This window comes from Vibrio sp. JZG120, assembly GCF_053890955.1.
In genome coordinates this window covers 511,073-535,281 of the sequence record NZ_JBSRRK010000001.1, presented here as the reverse complement: position 1 = coordinate 535,281, position 24,209 = coordinate 511,073, and the positions used below count along the sequence as shown (strand labels likewise).

Sequence of the window (24,209 nt, the reverse complement as noted above, 5' to 3'; positions counted from 1 at the left end):
ATCCACATAAAAAAGAGCCGAGTTTGTACTCGGCTCTTGTGTGTCTGTTCTTAAGCCTGCGACGTTGCTAAACCTGCCGACGCGCCACCTAATAACACATGATTAAACTCCATTCGAGATTCTTGGGCTTGTTCAGACAGTTCTTGCTTCTTCTGTTGAGCCAACTCAAGCGCTTCGGTTAGTTGCTGTAGCTCTGTTTGCATCTCTTCTGGTAAATGATGGTCCGAAAACCCAGATTCACAGCAGTGCTCTAAGGCAAATGCGCGAATTCTCTTACGCATGCTCATCAGGGCCGCCATTGCTTCGCGCTCTTCTTCAGCCGCCTGTTGAGCTAAGTCTTTAAAGCGCTCAAATTTCGCCAAAGCCATTCCCTCTGTTGACCAAGGGTCAATTTCCGGCAGTTCTTCAATGTTAATGGTTGGCTCTTCGTATTCTGCTTGATGTTTAATATCTAGACTCGCCGCGCGAACAAAGGACACCATCAACATCACCGAGATAACTAACAACGGTAAACCGCCCACGATCGCAGCGGTTTGTAATGTCGATAAACCTCCCATGAACATTAGGACGGTTGGCAGAAAAGACAAAGTAAACGCCCAGAACAAACGGTTCCAGCGCATCGGTTCTTCCGTCACATCATTTTGAACCACAGACGCAAGAATGTACGAGATAGAGTCAAACGACGTCGCCGTAAAAATGATACACAACAGTGTAAAAACACCAATAACGATTGCCCCTAACGGTAGTGTGTCTAACGTTGCAAAAATAGCCGCCGGTGCGCCCGATTCGTTGAGGATTGCGATGACATCAAGCTCACCCGTCAATTGCAACGATAAACCGTAGTTACCTAAAACAATGAAGAATAAGAAACAGCCTAAAGAACCGTAAAATATCGAACCTACGACCATCTGTTTGATCGTTCTTCCACGCGAGATACGCGCAACAAACAATCCCATGCAAGGAGCAAAGACCAACCACCATGCCCAGTAGAAAATAGTCCAGTCTTGCGGGAAGTGTGTATCTGTAAACTCACCATAACCACCAAACGGCTCCGCCCAGGTTGCCATAACAAAGAAGTTAGACAACATACGACCAATAGAGTCTAAGCCCGTTTCTAACATGAACACGGTTGGCCCAACGGCAAGTACAAAGAGTAACAAGCCCATTGCACCCCAGAAGTTAATGTTACTAAGGAATTTTATCCCCTTCTCAAGCCCTGCATACGCGGAGTAACCAAAAATCGCAGTACAGAGAAGTAATACAGCCACTTGGCTGAAGGTATTGTTTGGAAGACCGAAGATATGATGTAGACCACCGTTGATAAGAGGCGCTGCTAAGCCAAGCGTAGTCGCCGCGCCACCCAACATACCAAAAATAAACAGCACATCAATAAACTTGCCAATACCACCGTTTGCGCGCTTTTCTCCTAATACAGGCATTAACGCACTAGAGATTTTCAAAACAGGTTGTTTGCGTACATAAAAGAAGTAAGCGATAGGCAGAGCAGGAATAAGGTAAATTGACCAAGCGATCGGTCCCCAGTGAAACAGACCATAAGTCGCGGCCCAGCGAATGGCTTCTTCACTGCCTGCTTCCAACTGAAATGGTGGTGATTGATAGTAGTATGCCCACTCGATACACCCCCAATACAGAATACTTGCGCCAATACCTCCACAAAATAGCATTGCAGCCCATGAGGCGTTACCAAATTCTGGTTGCTCGTCGGCTTCACCAAGTTTGATTTGGCCAAGATCGCTGAACACGGTGTAAATCATAAAACACATTGCTGCGATACCCAGTGCGAGGTATAACACACCAAGCTTATCGGTCATGAAAAATTTGGCCGAAGCTATCCAATCCGCACCTTGTGTGGGAAATAAAATTAAAGGTATAACGACGCTGAGTAAAAGAAAGAGTGAGCCTAAGAAGGTAGGCTTATCGATGAGAGAAAATGATTTGTCCATATTATATATCCTTATGTTTTTAAAGGACATGATCTACATTTCTCACAACTTCGCCAATTCACAACACTTATCGTTACCACAAGAATAATTGTCTTTAAAATATGCATTATTTGACGCTGATTTTGTATTCATTATTTGATGCCATAGCGTTTAAATACCGCAGCTTTTCTGCCACACCATCCAGCGCTCTCTACCTTTAAAAACCTCAACACTGTTTGCCACCTCTGAGGATTCCACAAGCTTAAACGTCGGTTCTAGATAACCCTCCAACTCCCCACTTCGCAAACAAAATGGAGGGAAGCGAGAATGGTAATCATCATCTATAACGAAATAACCAATTAACAAACCGTCTCTTGGCAGCAATTTATCCACCATAGCAAAGTAATCTGGCCACTGGTCTCTCGGTAGTGCAGCGAGAAAGGATTGATTTTGGCGCAACATGGATGGATGCCGACCTCGCAGCTCCTACCAATGACGGTGCTTGGCAAACGTTCAATGCTAAGGTGAAGTGCCCTCAAGCGGGTTACTACGAAGTGTGGGCGAAAGCAACTGACGATCAAGGTGTCAGCCAGCCTTTTACCATCGCATGGAATCCGAAAGCTTACCTCAACAACACTTTCCACCGCATCGCATTGATTGTACGAAGCTAAAGAGTCAGTAGCAGAATAGTGAGAACTTAGGGGACATAACAAGGTGAGAACAAAACAACCATCAGAGCGGGTACTCCCGCTCGCTTTCACCCTTTTGGCTTTGTTGAGCGACCCTGTCCTTGCGAGTAACGACGAGTTGATTGCAGCAGGCGAGCAGCAAGCCATGGTTTGTAAAGCTTGCTATCAGTTTGAGCCGAATGGCGTAACGGTGGTTGGCCCGCCCTTATGGGGGCTAGCAGAGCGCAATATCGCCAGTTTTGAGGGCTTCAATTACAGCAACGGAATTAGACAACATCAAGGAAAATCGGACGCAGAAAAGTTGGACGCATTTTTATCCGCTCCGAATGACTTCGCGCCAGGGACCAACATGATCTTCCCTAGCGTAACAGATCCCGGTGCGCGCGCGGCTATCATTGCATGGCTTGCAACGAAAAACCCGACACCACCCAATTGGAATATGACATCATCAGGATTGGAGGTTAAATCGCCAGGTGATGGGATATTAAGGCCGGGAGAGAATATGGAGCTCGTCGCGGCAATCTGCTCAGCCTGTCATTCGTTACACATGGTCACACAACAAGGACTAAGCCGCCAACGATGGGATGAAACCTTAGACTGGATGATTGAAGAGCAAGGGATGGATGAACTGCCGGGTGATGATCGCGAAGCCATTCTGAAATACCTTTCGACCTATTATGGGGGTAACTCCCGCCTTTAAAACTAACGCTTATTGATATTTTACATACGTATTCTTTCTATGTGAGCATCCCCTCTACAAGAATAGAGTGAAGTAGCCTCTGTTATTTCACAGCACGTATCGATGAGGTTTAAGAGATTGAAGGCAGAAGAGTTTTTTGACAACCATTACCTTTCTATTTGGGTTTTTCTTGTTGGCGTGGCAGTCATTACCTTGATTATGATGGGAGGCGGCATGGCAGTAACGTTGCTGGCAATATTGATTGACCAGTCGTCTGAGCACTTAACAACTGATGCTTTCTTGGCTCTAAACTTTTCTTTTGCTGGGCTCATGACTCTACTGCTTGTTATCCCAAACATGATGATTGTTAGAGGCAAACCTAAAGCGGCAGAAATCAACTTAATCAATATTTACTTTCAGCTCCTTGTTTACGCTCTTGGCCTATTCCTTCTTGAAGATGAACATAAATTTTTTTTTGTTAGTTTTGTACTTTTTCCTATTATCGCTCTCTGGCTCATGGCATCGACCAAATATCATACATTTGTGACTTACTTTTCAGCGATTAAAAAAGAGCCAGAAAGTTTCCGCGAATACTTCTTCAAAAAGATTAAAAGCGACTAACACTTCTGCCACACTATCCAGCGCTCTCTACCTTTAAAAACCTCAACACTGTTTGCCACCACTGAGGATTCCACAAGCTTAAACTCCGGTTCTAGATAACCCTCCAACTCCCCACTTCGCAAACAAAATGGAGGGAAGCGAGAGTGGTAATCATCATCTATAACGAAATAACCAATTAACAAACCGTCTCTTGGCAGCAATTTATCCACCATAGCAAAGTAATCTGGCCACTGGTCTCTCGGTAGTGCAGCGAGAAAGGCACGCTCGTAAATCACATCAAATGAGTGCGTAGAGTCAGCGTTAAATACATCCCCCAGCACGACTTTATCTTTGTGCTTGCCTAACGTCGATTGCGCCATTTTTACTGCTTGTTGGCTGTAATCCATCGCGATCACATCATGCCCATATTGAATAAAAGAGCTGAGTTCATAAGCAGCACCACAGCCAGGGATAAATACAGATTGACCGCTATGAAGCGCGTTTTCTAGGTAAGCTTTTAGCTCTTGAGGTGTGGTTTTGGCATCCCACGGCATGGTGCCTTGGGTAAACAAATTATCCCAAAACTGTTGATTGATGGTCGGTGCCTGTTTCATTTATCGCCCTCCTGACTGTACTGGCACAAAAAGAAAGGGATACGCAGCACAATGTGGTATCCCCTCTCCTAGCCTTTGATTTTTACGTTGTTAGCTTTTTATAACTGCGGTTTACAATGACGGATTAACTGCGTAAGTCATTGATTAACGGCTGTTCGGTCTGGTTGGGCACGAACTGGACATTGCCTTTCAGTTTGGTGACAGACTGAAGTGTCGCTTGAATGTCCTCTGCTGATACATGAACATCATGACAGCAGAAAGTAATGGTATCGTTGAAGCCATCACGCTCAATTTTCAAGGAGCCTTTAATATCGTGGCGACGACAGACTTCTTGGATCTGATGCGGATAAACAAACAGGCCTTTCACTTTCACCGCTGAGTCCGCACGCCCCATCCAGCCTTTAATTCGCGCATTCGTGCGTGGCGAATCCGAGCCCCTTTCTAGGTATGCCGATAAATCTCCCGTTGCGTAGCGAATCAGCGGAAACTTCTCATCGAGCGATGTCACGACCACTTCGCCGACTTCTCCCGGTTGTACAGGAATGCCATCAGGATTAACGATTTCAACGATAATATCTTCGGCAATCACCAAGCCTTGCTCGCCTGTAACTTGATAAGCAATCAAACCAAGCTCAGCACTTGCGTAGGCTTGAGAGACTGCAATGCCTTTGTCCGAAAACGCCTGTTGCATGTCTGCAGTGACTGCTTCACCAGAGACCAGCGCTTTGGTAAAACTCGGCGACTCACCATATTTCTCTTGGTACTTTTGTAGCAACGTCAGCAAATAAGACGGCGTGCCCGTGTAACCCGTTGGCTGCAGCTGTTTAATTGCTTCAACTTGTGCTTCGGTATTCCCGACACCCGCCGGAAATACCGCACAGCCACAAGCTCTTGCGCCTCCATCCATAATAAACCCGCCAGGCGAGAAATGGTAAGAGAGCGTGTTATGCACTAAATCGCCCGCACAAAACCCAGCTGCGTGAAACGCGCGCCCCATACGCCAGAAATCCGCCTCATCCGTTTGTGCCTCATACAACGGCCCCGGAGACTGAAAAACACGCGCCATCTGACCAATCGCAACACTATTTAAACCACCAAACGGCGGTTTAAGTTGCTGCTGGTTTGGCATATTGAATTTGCGCGTAATTGGAAACTGGGTAAGCCCTTCACGATTATTCGCCAATGTAGGATCTAACTCAGAAAAATGCGCTGCATAATGTTCGCTGTTGGCTTTTGCATTTTCAATCAACGTTGGCAGACGTTGAAACAACGATTCTTCTCGTGCCTGCGGAAACAACGATTCTTTCGCATCAAATAGTTCGTTCATCATCGCTCCTTACAACCAACGCTTACGACGTTTGTAAGATTTCAGATTCTTGAAGCTCTTGCGATCTTCATCGCCGCCGCCAAGGTAGAACTCTTTCACATCTTCATTGTTTAGCAGTTCGTGCTTGCTGCCATCCAGTACGATTTTGCCTGATTCCATGATGTAACCGTAATCGGCCGCTTGAAGGGCAAAGTTGGCATTCTGCTCAACCAAAAGCATGGTAATGCCTTGATCTTTATTAATCTTGTTAATAATGCTGAACACCTCCTTCACCAACAGCGGCGAAAGCCCCATCGAAGGTTCATCCAACAAGATCATTTTTGGACGAGCCATCAGTGCACGACCAATCGCTAGCATTTGCTGCTCACCACCTGACAAATAACCCGCTAGACCGGTGCGCTCTTTAAGGCGAGGGAAATAATCAAACACCATTTCGATGTCTTGCTCGACTTCGTTGTCCGTACGCGTGTAAGCCCCTAAGCGAAGATTTTCTATTACCGTCATGTCTTCAACAATTCGGCGCCCTTCCATAACTTGGAAGATGCCCGAACGGACGATCTCTTCCGGGCTTTTGTTGTCTATGCGCTCGCCCATGAAGTTGATTTCACCGCGCGTCACTTCACCATCTTCGGTTTTCAACAAACCAGAAATAGCTTTTAACGTCGTGGATTTACCCGCACCGTTGGCGCCCAGTAAGGTCACAATCTGCCCTTTTGGAACTTCTAAGCTCACACCGCGAAGTACTAGTATTACTTCGTCGTAGACGACTTCAATGTTGTTCACTGAAAGCAGTATTTCTGCCGGTTCGATATTCGTTGCTAATTCAGCCATCAAGCTACTCCTTGCTAGGGTGAGAGTGTCCTCTCACCCATCCTTATTTTCAGTAAGCTTTGTTATTAATAAGTCGTAGATTAGTAACCTAGCCAATCGTCACGACGTGACAATGTCACTTGAGACACTTTCTTTATATCTACTGCGCCGCCGTTGTTGTTACCCATAAACACGTTCACGGTTGTTGTGCCACGGTGATCTTCCGGTTTCCAGTTCGCAGGTACACAAACACCTTCTAAGCCTTGTGGGACCCAGTTGTCATGGACATACATGCCCTTCTTGATGTTTTCACCCGTGATGCCACCGTTGTCTTTCGCCCACTCCATCGCTTCTTTCATGTAGAACGCAGAACAAATGCCGCGAATGTAGTGGTGAGTTCTAAACTCGCCAGGCTCTGATTCAGACTGCTTAGAAATCTCACGAACCAGTTTCATGCCTTCGTTATCGTCTCCCCAAAACGCCGTCATGCCAGGAAAAACATAATCTTTAAGGCCATCGCCCGCCGCTTCAAGTACTGGTTTGTCACCGCCCCAAATGTTCGCCATGTACTGGAACTCTGTACCAACCGTATTACAAGACTTCACGAGTGAGATTACCGAGCTACCGATATTGGCAATGTAACCGTAGTTGGTGCCAGACTCTTTGAGTGACAGACATTGTGCTTTGAAATCACCCGGTTTGAGTGACACAACGACTGGGTTTTGTACCTCAAAACCAAGCTCTTCAGCATATTCTGCACACGCTTCTTTTGGCGCATTCGGGAATGGGTGGTTATCGCCAATATGGGTAAATTTCGGCGCACCTTGGTTGCCCTTTGATTCCCAATCTTCTTTCGCCCACTTCACTAGTGCACGACACGCATCTGAGTACGACGCACCATAGAAGAAGTTATAAGGCGCTGGTTTCGCGGTTTTTGGGTTCTTGCCGGTTGGGTCCGTTAAGTGACCTGAATAAGAGGCAGAGAACACTGGCACTTTGTCTTTGGTCACAAACGAGATGAGTGCTTCGGTATCTGCCGTGCCCCAACCTTGTAGCGCAACCATGTCTTTACGCGCCACCCAACGTTTGTAGTTGGAAATGGCTACTGGCACTTTATACGCCATGTCTACCGTTTCAAATTCGAGCTCAGTACCGTTAATGCCACCGTTTTGGTTGATCCATCGTAATGCGTCTCGCACACCAGAACCATAAGGCTTACTCACGTAGGCTGTTGGTCCAGAAAAGTCGACCAATTGCCCGACAAATACAGAGTCTTTTGCCCAAGTGGCGGTAGTAAACAGTGCCGAAGATAGCACCAACGTTGTCGCTAAATGTCCTTTGTTCATAACTCGTTGTCCTTGTTATTGAGGTATATTCCACTTAATTCCACGTTAATATGAGAACGGATAGTGTTTCCAATATGCTCGAATCTGTTGCCAGCGATGCGATAACCCTTGAGGTTCGAAAATGAGGAACAGCATGATGACCAAGCCAATCGCCATTTCTTTGAAGTAAGCCAGGCCATCAATGAACGAAGTGTTATTGCTAAACTCAGCCAACCCCGTCACGCCAAACTCCAAAACTTCAGGCAGCAATACGATAAATATCGTACCCATCAATGTGCCTTTGACTGAACCCAAGCCACCAATGATGATCATTGCCAAAAACTGGATAGACATCATGATGGTGAAACCTTCTGCTGATACAAAACCTAGATAATGTCCGTAGAGTGCGCCCCCGATGCCCGCATAGAATGCGCATACACCAAATGAGAGCAGACGATACTTAGTTAGGTTGATGCCCATGATTTCTGCCGACAGATAGTGATCTCGTACCGAGACAAACGCGCGACCATCACGAGAACGGATCAAGTTCGATGCCCACATATACATGAAGATCAGCGCAAATAGAGCGATGTAGAAGAAACTTTCGTCGGTCGTAAACTCAAAGCCAAACAGATTGATAGGGTTTGCACCAGCACCATATGAGCCGCCACTGAACCAGTCTGCACGAGCAAAGAAGTCCTCTAAAATAAACTGCGCCGCCAACGTTGCGATAGCTAGATATAAACCTTTAATTCGGGCAGCTGGCAGACCAAACAGCATCCCTACAATCATGGTTAAGTAACCCGCGAGCGGAATCGCAAACACGACTGGAATGTTAAACTGGTTATTTAGCCAAGCCGATGCAAAGGCGCCAAAGCCAAAGAACGCACCGTGACCTAGCGAGATTTGTCCGGTAAAACCAACCAGAATGTTTAAGCCCAATGCCGCGATACCGAGGTATGCAATCTGAATAAACAGGTTTAGGAAGTAAATATCCAAGACCAGCGGTGCTGCCAGCATGGCGATGACACCTGCAATCGCAAGGCTTCTGATGGTTTTGGTTTCAAAAATTGGCGTATCACTTTTGTATGTGGTTCGAAAATCCCCACATGGGCGCATGCTAAGTTGAGCCATGTTATTTCTCCTTAAATACGCTCGATATCTTTGGTACCAAACAGGCCGTATGGCTTGAAGGCAAGAATGATTAACAGCACATAGAATGGTGCGATGTTGTACAGGTTACCCACTTGCAGGTATTGGCTATCAAAAAACTCAGCTAAGTTCTCTAGCACCCCGATGGTGATACCACCGACAATTGCGCCGACTACAGAATCTAAGCCACCTAAAATAACGGCTGGGAAAACTTTGATACCAATAATGGATAGCGCGTCAGATACGCCGTTAACGATCCCGATAACAATCCCTGCTGTTGCAGATACCATTGCCGAAATAGCCCAACTAATGGCGAACACTTTCTTGATGGAAATGCCAAGACTCTGGGCTACTTGCTGGTTAAATGCCGTTGCGCGCATTGCCAGACCCATTTTGCTAAATTTGAAGAACCAGTAGAACGCGCCCATGATGAGCATCGAGAAGATCAAACTCAGAATGTAAGCGAACTCAACGTTCAAACCACCGATATTCACCACATTTGTTTCGAACACTTGCGGATACGACACAGCCGAGACACCAAATATCCATTTCATCAATGCTTGGAAGAACATGGACAGACCGATGGTCACCATGATCACCGAGATAATCGGCTCACCAATTAACGGCCTGAGCACAATGGTTTGCACCGCAATACCGAACACCATCATGAACGCAAGCGTGAGTAAAAAGCCGATAAAAAACGGTAACTGTAGGTGTACCAATGCCGCCCAACATACCCACGCGCCAATCAACAAGAACTCACCCTGAGCAAAGTTGACCACCTGGGTCGATTTGTAAATCAATACAAAGCACATGGCGACAACGCCATACAACATGCCAACGATCACGCCATTAATGACGAGTTGCAGTAATAAATCCGTATTCACTATGCGATCCTCCGTTGTTCGCTATCCACCAGTGTTGGCTCATGTTCAATAAGCGTTTCAATCACTAGCGACGTTTGAATGCGTGTTTTGGTGCCATCCTGATAAGTGATCACCGTATCCACATCGACTTTTGGATCGTCGCTGTAGATGGTTTCAATGATGTCTCCGTATTTCTCCGCAACCACACCACGGCGCACTTTACGCGTACGAGTTAACTCGCCATCGTCGGCATCTAGCTCTTTGTAAAGTAGAATGAATTTGCTGATCTTCTGTGCATCCGGCAGTGATTCGTTCACTTTCAGTACTTCTTCACGAATCGCTTGATACACTTCTGGTTGAGCGGATAAGTTGGTGTAGTTAGTGAATGCCAAACCGCGCTGCTCTGCCCACTTCGCAACAATCGCGTAGCGAATACAGATGATGGCGGATAGCCAAGGTCGACCTTTGCCCACCACTACGGCTTCTGCAATAAACGGCGAGAACTTGAGTTTGTTTTCAATGAACTGCGGAGAGTAGCGGTCGCCATGGCTGGTTTCCGACATATCTTTCAGACGATCAATCACCACCAAGTGGCCAGAGTCTTTAAAGTAACCCGCATCGCCCGTGTGAATCCATCCGTCTTGTACGTCTTCGTCATACGCTTCTTGGTTGTTCAAGTAGCCAGTAAACATGCCCGTACTTTTCGCGATGATCTCACCCACGCCATTGCTGTCTGGGTTGATGACTTTCACTTCTGCATTATCAAACGCGACGCCGACGGAATCATAATCCACGTCATCGGCTTGGTGGACGGTGTACGCACCACACATTTCGGTTTGACCGTAAAGCTGCTTGAGTGGTACACCGATCGCTTGCAAGTAACGGAAAGTATCCGGTCCCATCGCCGCACCGCCGGTTGCCGCAGATGTCAGGTTCGAAAACCCTAAACGGTCACGCAGAGCACGCAGAAGAATCCATTCAGCCAACTTAGAGCGTTTGCCCTGCTCTAACGCTTTGTTAGCTAAGCTCATGCCCAGTTTGTACATCTTTTGCTTAAACGGTGTGGAATCCATCATTCGTGCAGACACGTCTGCCACAATGTTTTCCCACACTCGCGGCGCTAACAGTACAAAGTTTGGACCGATTTCGCGCAAGTCAGACATCATGGTTTCTTGTTCTTCCACGAAGTTAACGATTTGACGAGAAATCAACGCCTGACCAACCACATACACCTGCTCCATAATCCAAGGCAAAGGCAGAACAGAAACGTAGTTGTCGCCTGGAGAGCGCGGGTCTGCACGCAGATAAGCCGCACAGTGATCCAAGAACGTGCCGCTGTGTAGCTGAGCTAATTTTGGTTTGGAAGTCGTACCCGACGTGGTACAAAGAATCGAAAGATCGCTGCCTTTGGTTGCCGCAACCATATTGAGATATTTATCGGGATCCGCTTTGTCGATCAGTTGACCTTTTTTATAGACCTGCTCAACATCAATCAGTCGTGGGTCGTCGTACTTGCGCATTCCACGCGGGTCACAATAGATAATGAGTTCTACGCTTGGGATCTCATCACCGAGCTCAAGTAGCTTATCGCATTGCTCCTCATCTTCCGCAACCACGACTTTTGCTTTGGCATAGTTTATGAGGTACGCCACCTCTTCGTGCATGGAATCTTGATAGATGCCCAGCGAGAAACCTTTGATCGCATGTGCGGCCAACTCGCCCCATACCCATTCCGGGCGGTTATCACCCAGCAAACCAACAACGTCTTGCTCACCAACACCTAAATCTTGCAGTGCCAGAGACATCCACTTCACTCGGTTTTCATAATCTTGCCAAGTGAACTCTCGCCAAATACCAAACTCCTTTTCACGCATTGCGACTTGCTCGGGCCAGTGCTTGGCGTTGTGCTGCAATACTTTTGGAAAGGTATCTAAGCGGGTTATATCTGCCCAATCATTATGTTGCTGTGCCATTATGCACTCTCCTCTAATGTCGGTAGCTCTTCGCCTAAGTACGCTTGTTTCACATGCGGGTTGGCCATCACTTCTTCTGGCTCGCCCATAGCAATGTGTTTACCAAAATCCAACACCAATACGCGGTTAGAGATATCCATCACCACGCCCATATCGTGCTCGATCATGATGATGGTGATGTCTAACTCTTCGTTTAAATCCATGATGTAACGCGCCATGTCTTCCTTTTCTTCCAAGTTCATGCCTGCCATTGGTTCATCAAGCAGCAGTAACTTAGGTTTTAAGGCAATGGCACGAGCAAGCTCTACACGTTTACGTAAACCGTAAGAAAGTGTGCCAGCGGTGGCTTTGCGAATGTGCTGAATTTCAAGAAAATCGATTACGTCTTCTACGTATTTACGGTGCGCCATTTCTTCTTTCTGCGCGTTAGAGAACCAGTAAAGTGGCCCTGTGACGAAGTTGTTTTTCAGTAGGTGATGTCGACCAACCATAATGTTGTCGAGTACCGACATATGAGAAAAGAGTGCTAAGTTCTGGAAGGTTCTTCCCAACCCTAACTCAGCTCGTTGGCTAGGCGTTCGTTTGGTTACATCATCTCCAGCGAAGATTACAGAGCCTTTGTTTGGTGTGTATCGACCAGAGATGCAATTGAGCATTGAGGTTTTACCTGCACCGTTTGGACCAATGATTGAAAAGATTTCCTTTTCATTCACATGGAAGCTCACGTCAGTTAAAGCTTTCACCCCACCAAAAGCCAATGAAATATCGTTTACCTGCAACAGAGGCGATTCCGATACCATAGTTGATCTCCCTTTCGTTATTTAAGTGCGTTCCATTGAGCACTATTTGATCAAACCTAACTTTGATACTGGTAACCGCTTTTACACCTATGCATCAACTTTGTATTCAGTTTACGTAAACGTCAATTTAAAATCAGAATAGTGCTTGAAAGATTAAGTTGCAATCGAGTTCATCGAGAAAGATTTGAACTAACGCAAACTTTAAGTAAATAAATTGTTAATAAAAATTATTCTCAGACGACTACATATTCGGATAGTTAGGGCCACCACCACCTTCCGGCGGTGTCCAGGTAATATTTTGACTTGGATCTTTGATGTCGCAGGTCTTACAGTGGATACAGTTCGCCGCATTTATTCGTAGCTCTGGCTGCTGATCCCCTTGTACGATTTCATAAACGCCAGCCGGGCAATAGCGCTGTGCTGGCTCTGCATATAATTCAAGATTCTGCTCGATGGGAATGCGCTGGTTCGCCAAACGTAAGTGGCACGGCTGATCTTCCTCATGGAAGATATTGGATAGATAAACAGAAGAGAGGCGATCGAAACTTAAAACACCGTCAGGCTTTGGATAGACAATTTCATTGCTGTTTTCCGACAATAGCAGAGACTGATGGTCGGGCTTATCACAACGGATATGCCACTTAGCTTTGCCTTTTAACACGTTATGTTCCAACAGTGCTAAACCACCGCCCAGCCAGGATCCAAAGCGGTGAATGCCACTTGAGAAGTTACGTGCTTGATAAAGCTCTTCATACAGCCAAGACTGTTTGAAGTGTTTTCGATAGTCAGCGGTAATCTCCTGATTATCAAGGGCTTCAACTACAGCTTCAGCGGCAAGCATGCCAGATTTCATTGCGGTGTGTGTGCCTTTGATTTTTGCTCCATTTAGCGTTCCAGCATCACAGCCAATCAACAAGCCACCAGCAAACTGTTGCGTGGGAAGCGAATGAAAGCCGCCCTTGGTAATCGCTCTCGCGCCATAACTAATGCGTTTACCATTTTTGAGGTATTGCTCAATCATCGGATGATGTTTAAAACGCTGAAATTCATCGAATGGACTCAAGTGCGGGTTCTTATAATTCAAGTCAACTATCAACCCAACGGCAACTTGGTTTCCCTCTAAATGGTAGAGGTAGCTGCCACCTGTGGCTTCGTTCGCTAACGGCCAGCCTAAGCCGTGAACCACTAACCCTTGTTGATGCTGCTCTGGTGGTATTTCCCACAGCTCTTTAAAGCCGATAGCGTAATGTTGAGGCGTTTTATCTTCAGCGAGATTAAATCGATTAATCAACTGCTTACCAATATGACCCCGCGCGCCTTCAGCAAATAAAGTAAACTTCGCTCGCAGTTCAATACCAGGTTCGAAATTTCCTTTTTGTTCACCATTTTTGTCTAATCCCATATCGCCCGTGATCACGCCACAAACGCGGTTGTCTTCATCGATGATGGCTTGACTGGCGGTAAAACCTGGGTAGATCTCCACCCCTAAGTTCTCAGCCTGCAACGCCATCCATCGGCATAGACTGCCCAAACTTATAATGTAATTACCGTCGTTATGTAACGTATTAGGCACTGCCCAAGAAGGCAGTTCATGACCATTGATTTCGTTGCCCAGATAATAGGTTTTATCTTGGTTTACTTTGGTATTGAGTGGTGCGCCTTTCTCCTGCCAACCTGGAAACAGCTCATCCAAACTGCGCGTTTCAAACACCGCACCCGATAAAATATGCGCTCCAACTTCAGAGCCTTTTTCTACCACGCAAACAGTGAGGTCTTGTTCTTTTTCTGCTGCTAATTGTTTGATTCGGCATGCCGCAGACAAACCTGCGGGACCAGCGCCTACAATCAGAACATCAAATTCCATGCAGTCTCTTTCCATGATTGCATTCCTTTTTCTTTGCATGTTGCCAACTTGTTAAGCAACAATATATTTAAAGTTGACGCAAACGTAAAGGTAAATTAACATCATTTTAAAGACGTCATCACATCGTCTTCCCTGTAAACACATAGTCTTCACTGTAAAAAGGAATCTAACGTGAAAATACTAGTGCCAATCAAAAGGGTCATTGATCCCTACATTAAAGTTCGCGTGAAAGCGGACCATAGCGATGTTGAAACCAATAACGTCAAGATGACGATTAATCCATTTTGCGAAATAGCCGTTGAAGAAGCCGTACGACTAAAAGAGCAAGGTATTGCAGATGAAGTCATCGTTGTCAGTGCCGGCGGTAGCCAATGTCAGGAGCAACTACGTACTGCGCTTGCATTAGGAGCCGATCGCGCTATCCATGTCGATACTGAAGACAAAATAGAGCCATTAGTTGTCGCTAAGCTGCTCAAAGCTCTGGTTGAGCAAGAACAAGCACAGCTTGTGATTACGGGTAAACAATCCATTGATACGGACAACAACCAAGTGGCTCAGATGCTTGCAGCCCTACTTGACTGGCCTCAAGCAACTTTCGCTTCCGACGTTAAGATAGAAGATCAAAAAGTTCAGGTCGTGAGAGAAGTGGATGGCGGCTTGATGACGGTCGCTATGAACTTACCTGCAGTGATCAGTACTGACTTACGCCTGAATGAACCGCGTTTTGCCTCATTGCCTAATATCATGAAAGCTAAGCGCAAGCCGTTAGATACAATCACACCTGACAGTCTGAGTGTTGAAGTGGTATTTAGCCAAACCATTCAAGAAGTCACACCACCAGCGCAGAGAAAAGGTGGCATCAAGGTTGAATCTGTCTCAGAGCTTCTCGATAAGCTGCGTAACGAAGCGAAGGTGATTTCATGAAGAACTTAATCATAGCGGAACATGACAATAACCAATTGCATGCGGACACACTCAAAGTGGTTAATGCAGCAAAACAAGTCAGTCAAGACAATGTTTTGATCGTAGTGGGCCACCAGTGTGAAGAAGTCGCTCAGCAAGCTTGTCGCGTTGATGGTATATCAAACGTAATTTGTGTCGATGATGAGCAACTTAAGCATCAATTTGCCGAGAGTATCGCACCTATTGTGGTGAGTATTGCTGAAGGTTTTGACGCAATCTGGGCTAGCTCATCATCAAAAGGGAAAGATCTTGCACCGCGAATAGCAGCGAAGTTCGGCGTTGGGCAAATTTCCGATATTGTCCAAGTTATCGATGAAAACACTTTTATCCGCCCTATTTACGCAGGGAATGCATTTGCCAAAGTGACCACCAGCGACAAGGTTCGCGTCATCACCGTGCGCGCGTCTGCGTTTGAGCCGGTTACTTGTCACAACCAAGCTGATATCGAGCATCAGCAAGTCACCATCTCAACTCCATTGGTTGAATTGGTTTCTGTCGATAAAACCGTGTCAGAGCGTCCTGAATTAAGCGCGGCAGAGGTGGTTGTGTCAGGTGGACGCGGAGTCGGTAGCAAAGAGAACTTCGCATTGATCGAACAAGTCGCCGATAAACTGGGGGCCGCCATTGGCGCTTCTCGCGCGGCGGTTGATGCTGGGTTTGTTGCCAACGATTTACAAGTGGGTCAAACCGGTAAAATCGTTGCGCCTAAGCTTTATATTGCAGTTGGGATCTCCGGTGCCATCCAACACCTTGCAGGAATGAAGGAATCCAAAGTGATTGTCGCGATCAACAAAGATCCAGAATCTCCTATCTTTGAAGTTGCCGACTATGGATTGGTTGGTGATTTATTTGAGGTACTACCTCAACTTGCCGAACAACTTTAAACAATCAGATAAGGGGCGAACACTGCTATGTTCGCCCCTTTATTTTGTTTTGGTCATATTCAAAAAGAATCGAAATTAGAGGGACCTATGCAAAATTCTGCACCTATTTGGTCACCATCTGCTGATCGCATCAGCAATAGCAACTTGCTACGATTTATCGAGACGGTTAATGCGCACCAAACCGAAGATATCTCAATCAATAATTACACGTCTTTACACCAGTGGTCCATTGACCACAATGACGAATTTTGGCGACATACCTGGCATTTCTGTAACGTCATTGGAAATATTGGCTCGCAAGTCAAAAGCCTTGGCAGTCCCAAATGGACACAACCAAGTTCTACTTATAACCATGTAAATAGAGACACAGTATGGTTTGCTGACGCCACGCTTAACTACGCAGAGAATCTCCTCTCTCAGGCCGAACAAACACCTGAGCGTGAGTTTATCGTTTTTACTAATGAAAGCGGTGAACACAGGCAGCTCACCGGGAAACAGTTACTGGAACAAGTGTCTGTCGTTCAGCAATGGCTACTCACTTGTGATGTTGGTAAAGGCGATGTCGTTGCAGGCTACTTGCCCTATCTCCCAGAGACCGTTATAGGTATGTTAGCAACTACAAGCCTTGGTGCCATTTGGACTTCAACCTCGCCTGATTTTGGTATCGATAGCGTTGTAGAGCGTTTTGGTCAGGTCAAACCGAAAGTAATTTTTTGCTGTGACGGATACCAGTTCGGAGGCAAAACCTTCGATATGGTAGAGAAAAACATCACTCTTAGTAGTAAGTTAAGCAGTACCTCCGAAGACGCTACTATTAGCGTATGCCAAATCGAATATTTACAAAATGCTAAGAACGCTAGCACTTCTGACTTTGTGTATTGGTCTGATATTACTCACCACTTTTCTCCACAATCAATTCAATATCAATCAACACTGTTTAATGACCCGTTATTCATTTTGTATTCTTCTGGCACAACGGGGCAACCAAAGTGTATTGTCCATTCCGTGGGCGGAACCCTGCTCAATCACCTCAAAGAACACCAACTACATTGCGATATCAAACCACAAGACAAGGTTTTCTACTACACAACATGTGGTTGGATGATGTGGAACTGGCATGTTTCCGCTCTTGCGAGTGGTGCAACCTTAGTGATTTACGACGGTAGTCCGGTTTACCCTGATCACTCCGTCTTATGGCGATTAGCAGAAGAACATAGCGTGTCGCTGTTTGGTACTTCAGCGAAATACTTAGAGGCACTGGAGCATGCGAGCTACTCTCCCAAGTCAGAACATGACCTGAAATCACTCACAACCCTGTGTTCGACTGGTTCGGTGCTTTACCCAGAACAATTTAATTATGTCTATCAGCACATCAAGCAGGACTTGCATCTCGCTTCTATCGCTGGCGGCACGGATATTTGCGGGTGCTTTGTACTTGGAAACCCTATCTCACCAGTTTACAAAGGTGAATGCCAAGGCGCAGGGCTGGGAATCGACGTGCGTGTTTTGGACGACGAGGGAAAAACCATTACACAGCAACGCGGCGAACTGACTTGCAATAACTCACTACCTAACTTCCCTATTGGGTTTTGGCACGACAACGGCGAACGCTATCACAACGCTTATTGGAGCAAGTTTACTGATATCTGGCACCACGGCGACGATGTGATGCAAACCGAACATGGCGGCTTTATTTTTTATGGCCGTAGCGATGCGACATTGAATCCAGGCGGCGTACGAATCGGCACCGCTGAGATCTATCAGCAAGTGAACGCGTTACCCGAGGTCGAGGACTCCATCGCCGTCGGCAAGTTAAACCAGCAGTCTGAAGAAATCTGGTTACTAGTAAAACTCGCTCACGAGGTCGAGTTAACCCAACAACTCACCGATTCAATTCGCCAAACACTAAAATCAAAATGTTCACCACGCCATGTGCCACGCCAAATTTTTGCTATCAGTGATATTCCTAAAACGCGATCAGGCAAACTCGTTGAACTAGCCGTGAAACAATTGGTGAACGGGCAAGCTGTAAAAAATATTGGTGCCATTGCTAACCCAGAAGTGCTGGAAGAAATTAGCCAGCTGAATCAATAGTGACAATTGGTTAAACAAGAAAAACTTAATCATTACGCCAAATTTTGTAGCCGACCTCTCGCATTGCTCTTCCGAGCAGGTGGGAGGCGATTGGTGCCGTGAGAACGATAAACAACATCGTACCGATAACTCGGGAGATCACGGTGACTTCAGGAATTGAGAAGGCAACTGCTAGTAGTAAGCAACTAACTCCGACGGTACCGGCTTTGGTTGCGGCATGCATTCGGGTATATAAATCTGGCAACCGCAACACACCTAAACTAGCGCTTAGGATCAATAACGTCCCTAAACATAAAAACAGCCCAATCAGCACATCCATTATTCTTTCTCCTTCCTTTTAACGATCAAACGCGCAAATGCGATTGTGCCAAGAAATGCGACCAAACCTAATGTAATGGCGATATCTAACAAGGCATCCTCACCACTGTCTAAGGTGTAAACCGTAATAAAACCGATGGTGATAAATGAAATCAAATCTAACGCCACAACTCGGTCAGCCAGCGTTGGTCCTAAAATTAAACGGAAGAAAGCCATAACAAAACTGAGTAATAGCCCTGCATAGGCAAAAGTGACACTTATTTGCAGCCAACTATCCACGCGTCACCTCCAAAATTCGATGCTCTAATCCGTTTTTAATTCCACGGATAACTTCTTCATGCTCAGGCGCAAACATGGCATGAACGATAAGATGCTTTTTATCAGGCGTAACGTCCAAACTGAGTGTGCCCGGTGTTAAAGAAACCATATTCGCAAGTAAGGTGATTTCAAGGTCGGAATCGACGTCCAAAGGAACATAGACGATATCTGGCTGGCTCAAATGCGTTGGCGTCACGACATCCCACACGACTCTTGCAACCGATATGATCATTTCATAAGCGAAGTACACCAGTAACTTTAATGCCGACGCAAAACGTCGAAAGTAGCTGGTTTTTAATCCAAATGGTTGGCTCAACCGTAAGGCAAAAAAACCGACCGTAAATCCGACAATAAAATTCAAACTCGAATAACTGCCGTTTAACAACATCCATGCTAATGCTAAGAAAAGATTGAGGAATAGATAGATCATAAATTTCCTCCCAATACCGCTCGAATGTATTCATTCGGATTTAACAGTTGTTCAGCGGCTTGAACAGAAAACTGATAAAAAGGCTCCGCCACCAAGCCTATGATCAACGTGAACATGGTCAATACGGCAATTGGAACGCAATACAACCAATGTACTTTGACTTGCAGAGTCTGTTCTGTTTTCTCCCTAACCGGCTTTTTCCAGAATGCCTCACTCCAAATTTTCGTCATCGAGTAGACGGTAAGCAGCCCCACCAATAGCGCGGTACCTGCTAACCAGTAATATTCAGCCTGTAAACTCGATTTGATCACCAAGAATTTGCCCCAGAAACCAGAGAGCGGCGGAAATCCTGCCAGAGAAAACGCAGGGACAAGAAACAAGAACGCTAACCAAGGCATTGCTTTATATACCCCGCCCAACTGTTCAAGTTGACTAGACCCATATTTGCGCTCAATAAAGCCACCGATTAAGAACAAATTCGCTTTTACAATGATGTGATGGATAATGTAGAAAATAGCGCCAGCCAAAGCTAAAGGAGTGTAAATCGCTAATCCCATTATCATGTAACCTATTTGGCTAATAATGTGAAAAGAAAGAATTTTCTTAATGTCGAATTGACTTGCCGCCCCCAAAACGCCCGTTAACATGGTGAGGCCAGCAATCCAAATCAACGTCGGCTGCCAACCACTCTCGGCGAGCGGAAATACTAATGTGAAGACTCGTATTAACGCGTATACGCCGACTTTAGTAAGCAACGCAGCAAACAGCGCAACCACACCACTTGGTAAGGTGTGATAAGAAGCTGGCAACCAAGCAAATAAAGGAAATAGTGCCGCTTTGATAGAAAAGGCAAACAAAAACAAGGCGGACAACATCATGTTGATGCTCAGTTCGCTCTCTCCCGCTTTGGTATAGAGATCGGCCAAGTTCAAGGTGCCCGTTGCGCCATACAACAAACCGATGGCAAGTAAGAACACTAGCGTCGAAATCAGGTTCAACATCACATACTTCACTGCCCCATCAATTTGAGTTTTCGTTGCATCTAATACCATTAAACCAAATGACGCGATGAGCATGACCTCGAACCAAACATACAGATTAAAAATATCTCCGGTGAGGAACGCGCCATAAACACCAGCAAGCAACACGTGCGTCAACGCATGGTAATTGCTATAGGAAGGTTTTCGGTGAAGGTCCGCCATGGCATAGAAAACACATATCGCACCAATTACTGCCGTAGTCATCACCATGGCAACGCTGAAGTAATCTGCGACAAAGACGATACCAAACGGTGCTTGCCACTGGCCAAAAGCAACGGCTTGAATACCATTACTTATGATGTTTTCTGTGAGAAGGCCTGTGACAACAAGGTTCAAAATCGCACTCGCGCCACTTAACCACTCAGCACTTTTTGTTGAGCGACGTACAAAGAAAATGGTCAGCGCCGTACTCAATGAAAGAACAACAGGTAACGTCAGCAAAATCGAACTCATTGACCCTCCTCAGAACGTTGCATTTCGTCGACGTCTGCGGTTCCAGAATCTTTATAAGCTCGATAGAACAACATTAAAGCAAAAATAAGTAGCCCAAAACCGATGACTATCGCGGTTAAAATTAGCGCTTGAGGTAATGGGTTTGCTGCGCTATCTGGTGGCAAAAGAGCATTATCGCCAATCAATGGCGGCTCTCCAGGAGTCAGCCTTCCCGCGGTAAAAATAGCAAGGTTAACCGCACTGCTGAGTAACATGATACCGAACAAAAGACGCAAGATATGTTTTTCTAGCATTAAGTAAATGCCTGCGGCGACAAATACTCCAACGACAACACTCCAGACTATTTCCATCACTCTAGCTCCTCATTAATACGAAGCAGCATCCCCATCACGCCACCTATAACGGCAAGATAAACACCAACATCAAAAACCAATGGCGTCCCTAGTGGTATCACATCTTTCCACCACAACCCGGTTAAAAACGGTTTATCAAACGCAAAGCTCAAAGCTCCTGATATCAAGCTCAATGCGATGCCAAATAACGCAATGAAAAACGGCTTGAAATACAATCTAGAACGAACGTATTTCGGTGATTCCGCGAACATGAGAAGCGATAAGCCAATAACGGCAATCAATGCACCAATGAAGCCACCACCCGGTTCGTTATGACCACGTAATAACAGATACACTGAGAACACGAGCATGAGCGCCGCAACGATATGTGCCGTGGTTGCAAAAATTAATGATTGAATACGGTTTTGCTTTTTCGCTCTTGTCTTAAGCAAGCTCACTGCTGCAATCCCAGCAATGACAACGACGACAACCTCTCCCAATGTATCGAACGCACGAAAGTCGACGAGAATGACGTTGACAATATTGCGCCCATGCCCGCCTGGGACACTATTTTCCGCAAAGAAATCCGACACCGATGAATCCATCGGCTGGGACGTGATTCCTAACAAGAGGAAAGTAATCGAAACACCTATCACGCCCGCTATACAAACATTCGCCAATTTGCGTTTTATTGAATGCTTGGGCACGGTGGTTAAACGCGGCATATGACGCATTAACAATGCTAAAAAGACCACCATTAATGTTTCCACTAACAGTAGAGTCTTCGCGACGTCCGGAGCACTGTAGATCATAAAAACAAGCGTGGTCATAAAACCAATCATACCTAGCGCAGAAATCGCAAGAAGCCTTGAGTGAGACAACGTACATACGATCGCTGCACCAACCAGCAATAAGGCAATGCCAATTTCATAGAAAGCCACGTTTGAAAGCTGTTCAAACAAAGGCAGAGGAATAAATGCTACCTGACCAAGCAAAGCGACGGCGAGTACCGTGAAAAATAGCAGAACATAACGACTCAACTGCTTTTGCTGCAACAGCGCCGTTTGCCACTTCGCCAGTGTCATCATGCCATCTAATAGTCGTTCAAAAGCGTTCTCCGCTTTAGGTACGAACAGATGTAACCGCTGAAAAAATGCAGACACAGTAGGATAAACACGGTACACCACATACCCCAATACTAGCGTGATAACGCTTAGGACCAGCGGTACATTCACGCCATGCCATAATAATGTAGCTTTAATATCGGCTGCAGGCAGAATGTCAGCAGAACCAGGAAAGATGATGTGGTGATCTAACCAATTTAAACCGACTAAAGGAACGATGAGACTGCCAAGTGCCAAGAGTAAAGGTGAGATCCACATGGCTTTTTTTGTCTCAACTGGCTTCGTTTCAATTGGCACGAGATCACGGCGAGCAAAGAATGGTCTCGCAATAAGCATAATGGTTAGCGCAACCATCAATATATTGACCATTAAAAGTACAAAGGCGATCCAGTTATTGAGCTCTACTGCGGATTTGTACATGTATTCTTTGCTCAAAAAGCCTAACAACGGCGGAAACCCAGCTTTAGACAATGCAGCCAAACTCGCCGCAACCATACTGATGACGAGCACTGACTTCAAGCCGTACAGTTGATCGATATCTCGTGTTCCTGTCGCTTTGTCGATATTGCCCACCACCATAAACAGTGCAGCTTTATAGAAAGAGTGAGCGAGAATAAACATCAATACTGCACTAACGGCCAAATCTGTGCCCATACCTAGTAATAATGTTAATTTACCCAAAGCAACATTCGTGCTGTAGGCTAGCATCAGCTTCAAGTCAGTTTGTTTTAATGCGACAAACGTGCACCAAACGGCGGTGATACTCCCTGTGATCACTAGGGCATAAAACCAAACCTCGCTATGAGCATAAACTGGCGATAAACGCGCTAACAAGTAAATGCCCGCCTTTACCATTGTTGCCGAGTGTAAATACGCACTGACTGGAGTGGGCGCTGCCATCGCGTTAGGTAGCCAAAAATGAAACGGGAACTGCGCAGATTTAGTAAATGCACCAAGTAGTATGAGCACTAGAGATGGCATAAACCATTCGTGCTGCGCAATCGTGTCCGCCTGAGCGATGATCGTATGTAACTCATAACTCCCTGCCATCGCTCCCAACAAGATAAGGCCAGCTAACAACGCTAATCCACCAGCACCGGTAACGATCAACGACTGCAGTGCATTTTTTCGTGACGTTTTGTTTTCGTGATTAAAACCAATCAGCAAGTAAGAAGTGATGGTGGTGAGTTCCCAGAAAACGAACAACAATAGGATGTTATCGCTCATCACAATCCCTAGCATGGCAAGCATGAATAGGGTTAGGTATAAATGAAAGGAAAATCGGCTATCACTCTCTCGTAAGTAAGCCAAAGCGTATATTTGGATCAGTGCGCCAATCCCGCTGATCAGCCCGGCAAAAAGGAATGACAGACCATCTAACCTAAAGCTGAAGTTAATATCGAGGCCAGGTATCCATTCCGCATTCCAGCTTACGCCTGCGGGTGTGTAGATGTAAAAAAGAAAAGAGAAGATTAAAATTGGCAGCACAGGGAAAATCAGTAAGACCAACTGATTATCGGGATTTTTCGGCAGGTTTTCTTTACCCGTTATGCTATTCAACATCGCAGCCCATTCATTTTTATAAGAAAGTTCGCCCTATTTGGCGCAAAG

22 protein-coding genes and 1 pseudogene are annotated in these 24,209 nt (G+C 45.9%); 6 read left to right on the top strand and 17 right to left on the bottom strand.

All coding sequences use genetic code 11. The annotated features are described in order from the left end of the window. Nucleotides 1-50 precede the first annotated feature (50 nt). Entirely contained in the window at nt 51-1,964 is a 1,914-nt protein-coding gene (locus ACWPOD_RS02305; protein WP_456231515.1) for a BCCT family transporter, read from the bottom strand. Between the two features lie 150 nt (nt 1,965-2,114). Then, on the bottom strand, nt 2,115-2,405 hold the full coding sequence (locus tag ACWPOD_RS02300; protein ID WP_456231514.1) for a hypothetical protein: 291 nt from the start codon (nt 2,403-2,405) through the stop codon (nt 2,115-2,117). Here ACWPOD_RS02300 and ACWPOD_RS02295 point away from each other — a divergent pair. From ACWPOD_RS02295 to ACWPOD_RS02285, 3 genes and pseudogenes are all read left to right on the top strand, one after another. Next, nucleotides 2,390-2,614, top strand: a pseudogene (locus ACWPOD_RS02295) (molybdopterin containing oxidoreductase); the annotation flags it as partial. The gene ACWPOD_RS02300 and the pseudogene ACWPOD_RS02295 sit on opposite strands and share 16 nt — an antisense overlap. 43 nt (nt 2,615-2,657) lie before the next feature. After that, nucleotides 2,658-3,332 (top strand): c-type cytochrome, encoded by a 675-nt coding sequence (locus ACWPOD_RS02290; RefSeq protein ID WP_253651040.1) that lies wholly within the window; start codon nt 2,658-2,660, stop codon nt 3,330-3,332. Between the two features lie 117 nt (nt 3,333-3,449). After that, nucleotides 3,450-3,932, top strand: a complete 483-nt coding sequence (locus ACWPOD_RS02285; RefSeq protein WP_456231513.1) for a hypothetical protein — start codon at nt 3,450-3,452, stop codon at nt 3,930-3,932. Here the strand turns inward: ACWPOD_RS02285 and ACWPOD_RS02280 are convergent. From ACWPOD_RS02280 to ACWPOD_RS02240, 9 genes are all read right to left on the bottom strand, one after another. Continuing rightward, the gene (locus ACWPOD_RS02280) at nt 3,929-4,525 is read right to left on the bottom strand and encodes a methyltransferase domain-containing protein (RefSeq protein ID WP_456231512.1); all 597 of its coding nucleotides are present in this window, start codon (nt 4,523-4,525) and stop codon (nt 3,929-3,931) included. The two genes, ACWPOD_RS02285 and ACWPOD_RS02280, sit on opposite strands and share 4 nt — an antisense overlap. A 124-nt stretch (nt 4,526-4,649) precedes the next feature. Next, on the bottom strand, nt 4,650-5,852 hold the full coding sequence (locus ACWPOD_RS02275) for a phenylacetate--CoA ligase family protein (RefSeq protein WP_456231511.1): 1,203 nt from the start codon (nt 5,850-5,852) through the stop codon (nt 4,650-4,652). Between the two features lie 9 nt (nt 5,853-5,861). Then, a complete protein-coding gene (locus ACWPOD_RS02270) occupies nt 5,862-6,683 on the bottom strand; it encodes an ABC transporter ATP-binding protein (RefSeq protein ID WP_005392594.1) in 822 nt (273 codons plus the stop codon). An 80-nt stretch (nt 6,684-6,763) separates the two neighbouring features. Beyond that, nucleotides 6,764-8,008: an ABC transporter substrate-binding protein gene (locus tag ACWPOD_RS02265; RefSeq protein WP_006741059.1), complete on the bottom strand. Its 1,245-nt coding sequence runs from the start codon at nt 8,006-8,008 to the stop codon at nt 6,764-6,766. Nucleotides 8,009-8,053: 45 nt separating this feature from the next. Beyond that, nucleotides 8,054-9,121 (bottom strand): branched-chain amino acid ABC transporter permease, encoded by a 1,068-nt coding sequence (locus ACWPOD_RS02260; RefSeq protein ID WP_104973556.1) that lies wholly within the window; start codon nt 9,119-9,121, stop codon nt 8,054-8,056. Between the two features lie 11 nt (nt 9,122-9,132). After that, entirely contained in the window at nt 9,133-10,026 is an 894-nt protein-coding gene (locus tag ACWPOD_RS02255) for a branched-chain amino acid ABC transporter permease (RefSeq protein ID WP_005392598.1), read from the bottom strand. After that, nucleotides 10,026-11,978 carry an AMP-binding protein gene (locus ACWPOD_RS02250; RefSeq protein WP_456231510.1) on the bottom strand — a complete coding sequence of 651 codons (1,953 nt, stop codon included), beginning with the start codon at nt 11,976-11,978 and terminating at the stop codon, nt 10,026-10,028. The genes ACWPOD_RS02255 and ACWPOD_RS02250 overlap by 1 nt, the downstream gene beginning before the upstream one ends. Further along, nucleotides 11,978-12,778: an ABC transporter ATP-binding protein gene (locus ACWPOD_RS02245; protein WP_005392600.1), complete on the bottom strand. Its 801-nt coding sequence runs from the start codon at nt 12,776-12,778 to the stop codon at nt 11,978-11,980. The genes ACWPOD_RS02250 and ACWPOD_RS02245 overlap by 1 nt, the downstream gene beginning before the upstream one ends. A 241-nt stretch (nt 12,779-13,019) precedes the next feature. Then, on the bottom strand, nt 13,020-14,657 hold the full coding sequence (locus ACWPOD_RS02240) for an electron transfer flavoprotein-ubiquinone oxidoreductase (protein WP_256950470.1): 1,638 nt from the start codon (nt 14,655-14,657) through the stop codon (nt 13,020-13,022). 156 nt (nt 14,658-14,813) lie between these two features. On the opposite strand from ACWPOD_RS02240, the gene ACWPOD_RS02235 reads away from it, so the two are divergent. The 3 genes from ACWPOD_RS02235 (at nt 14,814) to ACWPOD_RS02225 (ending at nt 18,583) form a co-directional block, all read left to right on the top strand. Beyond that, nucleotides 14,814-15,566, top strand: coding sequence for an electron transfer flavoprotein subunit beta/FixA family protein (locus tag ACWPOD_RS02235; protein WP_005392602.1), 753 nt, complete (start codon nt 14,814-14,816; stop codon nt 15,564-15,566). Continuing rightward, nucleotides 15,563-16,489, top strand: coding sequence for an electron transfer flavoprotein subunit alpha/FixB family protein (locus ACWPOD_RS02230; RefSeq protein WP_005392603.1), 927 nt, complete (start codon nt 15,563-15,565; stop codon nt 16,487-16,489). The genes ACWPOD_RS02235 and ACWPOD_RS02230 overlap by 4 nt, the downstream gene beginning before the upstream one ends. Before the next feature lie 87 nt (nt 16,490-16,576). Further along, nucleotides 16,577-18,583, top strand: coding sequence for an acetoacetate--CoA ligase (locus ACWPOD_RS02225; RefSeq protein WP_456231509.1), 2,007 nt, complete (start codon nt 16,577-16,579; stop codon nt 18,581-18,583). A gap of 25 nt (nt 18,584-18,608) precedes the next feature. On the opposite strand, the gene mnhG is transcribed toward ACWPOD_RS02225, so the two are convergent. Genes mnhG through mbhE form a run of 6 tightly spaced genes read right to left on the bottom strand, consistent with a single transcriptional unit; the run spans nt 18,609 to nt 24,161 of the window. Continuing rightward, nucleotides 18,609-18,902: a monovalent cation/H(+) antiporter subunit G gene (gene mnhG / locus ACWPOD_RS02220; RefSeq protein WP_109169828.1), complete on the bottom strand. Its 294-nt coding sequence runs from the start codon at nt 18,900-18,902 to the stop codon at nt 18,609-18,611. Further along, nucleotides 18,902-19,180 carry a cation:proton antiporter gene (locus ACWPOD_RS02215; RefSeq protein ID WP_005392606.1) on the bottom strand — a complete coding sequence of 93 codons (279 nt, stop codon included), beginning with the start codon at nt 19,178-19,180 and terminating at the stop codon, nt 18,902-18,904. The genes mnhG and ACWPOD_RS02215 overlap by 1 nt, the downstream gene beginning before the upstream one ends. Beyond that, on the bottom strand, nt 19,173-19,649 hold the full coding sequence (locus tag ACWPOD_RS02210) for a Na+/H+ antiporter subunit E (RefSeq protein ID WP_432595736.1): 477 nt from the start codon (nt 19,647-19,649) through the stop codon (nt 19,173-19,175). Before ACWPOD_RS02210 ends, ACWPOD_RS02215 begins: the two co-directional genes overlap by 8 nt. Further along, on the bottom strand, nt 19,646-21,142 hold the full coding sequence (locus tag ACWPOD_RS02205; protein WP_456231508.1) for a Na+/H+ antiporter subunit D: 1,497 nt from the start codon (nt 21,140-21,142) through the stop codon (nt 19,646-19,648). The genes ACWPOD_RS02210 and ACWPOD_RS02205 overlap by 4 nt, the downstream gene beginning before the upstream one ends. After that, entirely contained in the window at nt 21,139-21,492 is a 354-nt protein-coding gene (locus tag ACWPOD_RS02200) for a Na+/H+ antiporter subunit C (RefSeq protein ID WP_456231507.1), read from the bottom strand. The genes ACWPOD_RS02205 and ACWPOD_RS02200 overlap by 4 nt, the downstream gene beginning before the upstream one ends. Then, on the bottom strand, nt 21,492-24,161 hold the full coding sequence (mbhE, locus tag ACWPOD_RS02195; RefSeq protein ID WP_456231506.1) for a hydrogen gas-evolving membrane-bound hydrogenase subunit E: 2,670 nt from the start codon (nt 24,159-24,161) through the stop codon (nt 21,492-21,494). The genes ACWPOD_RS02200 and mbhE overlap by 1 nt, the downstream gene beginning before the upstream one ends. Between the last annotated feature and the right edge of the window lie 48 nt (nt 24,162-24,209).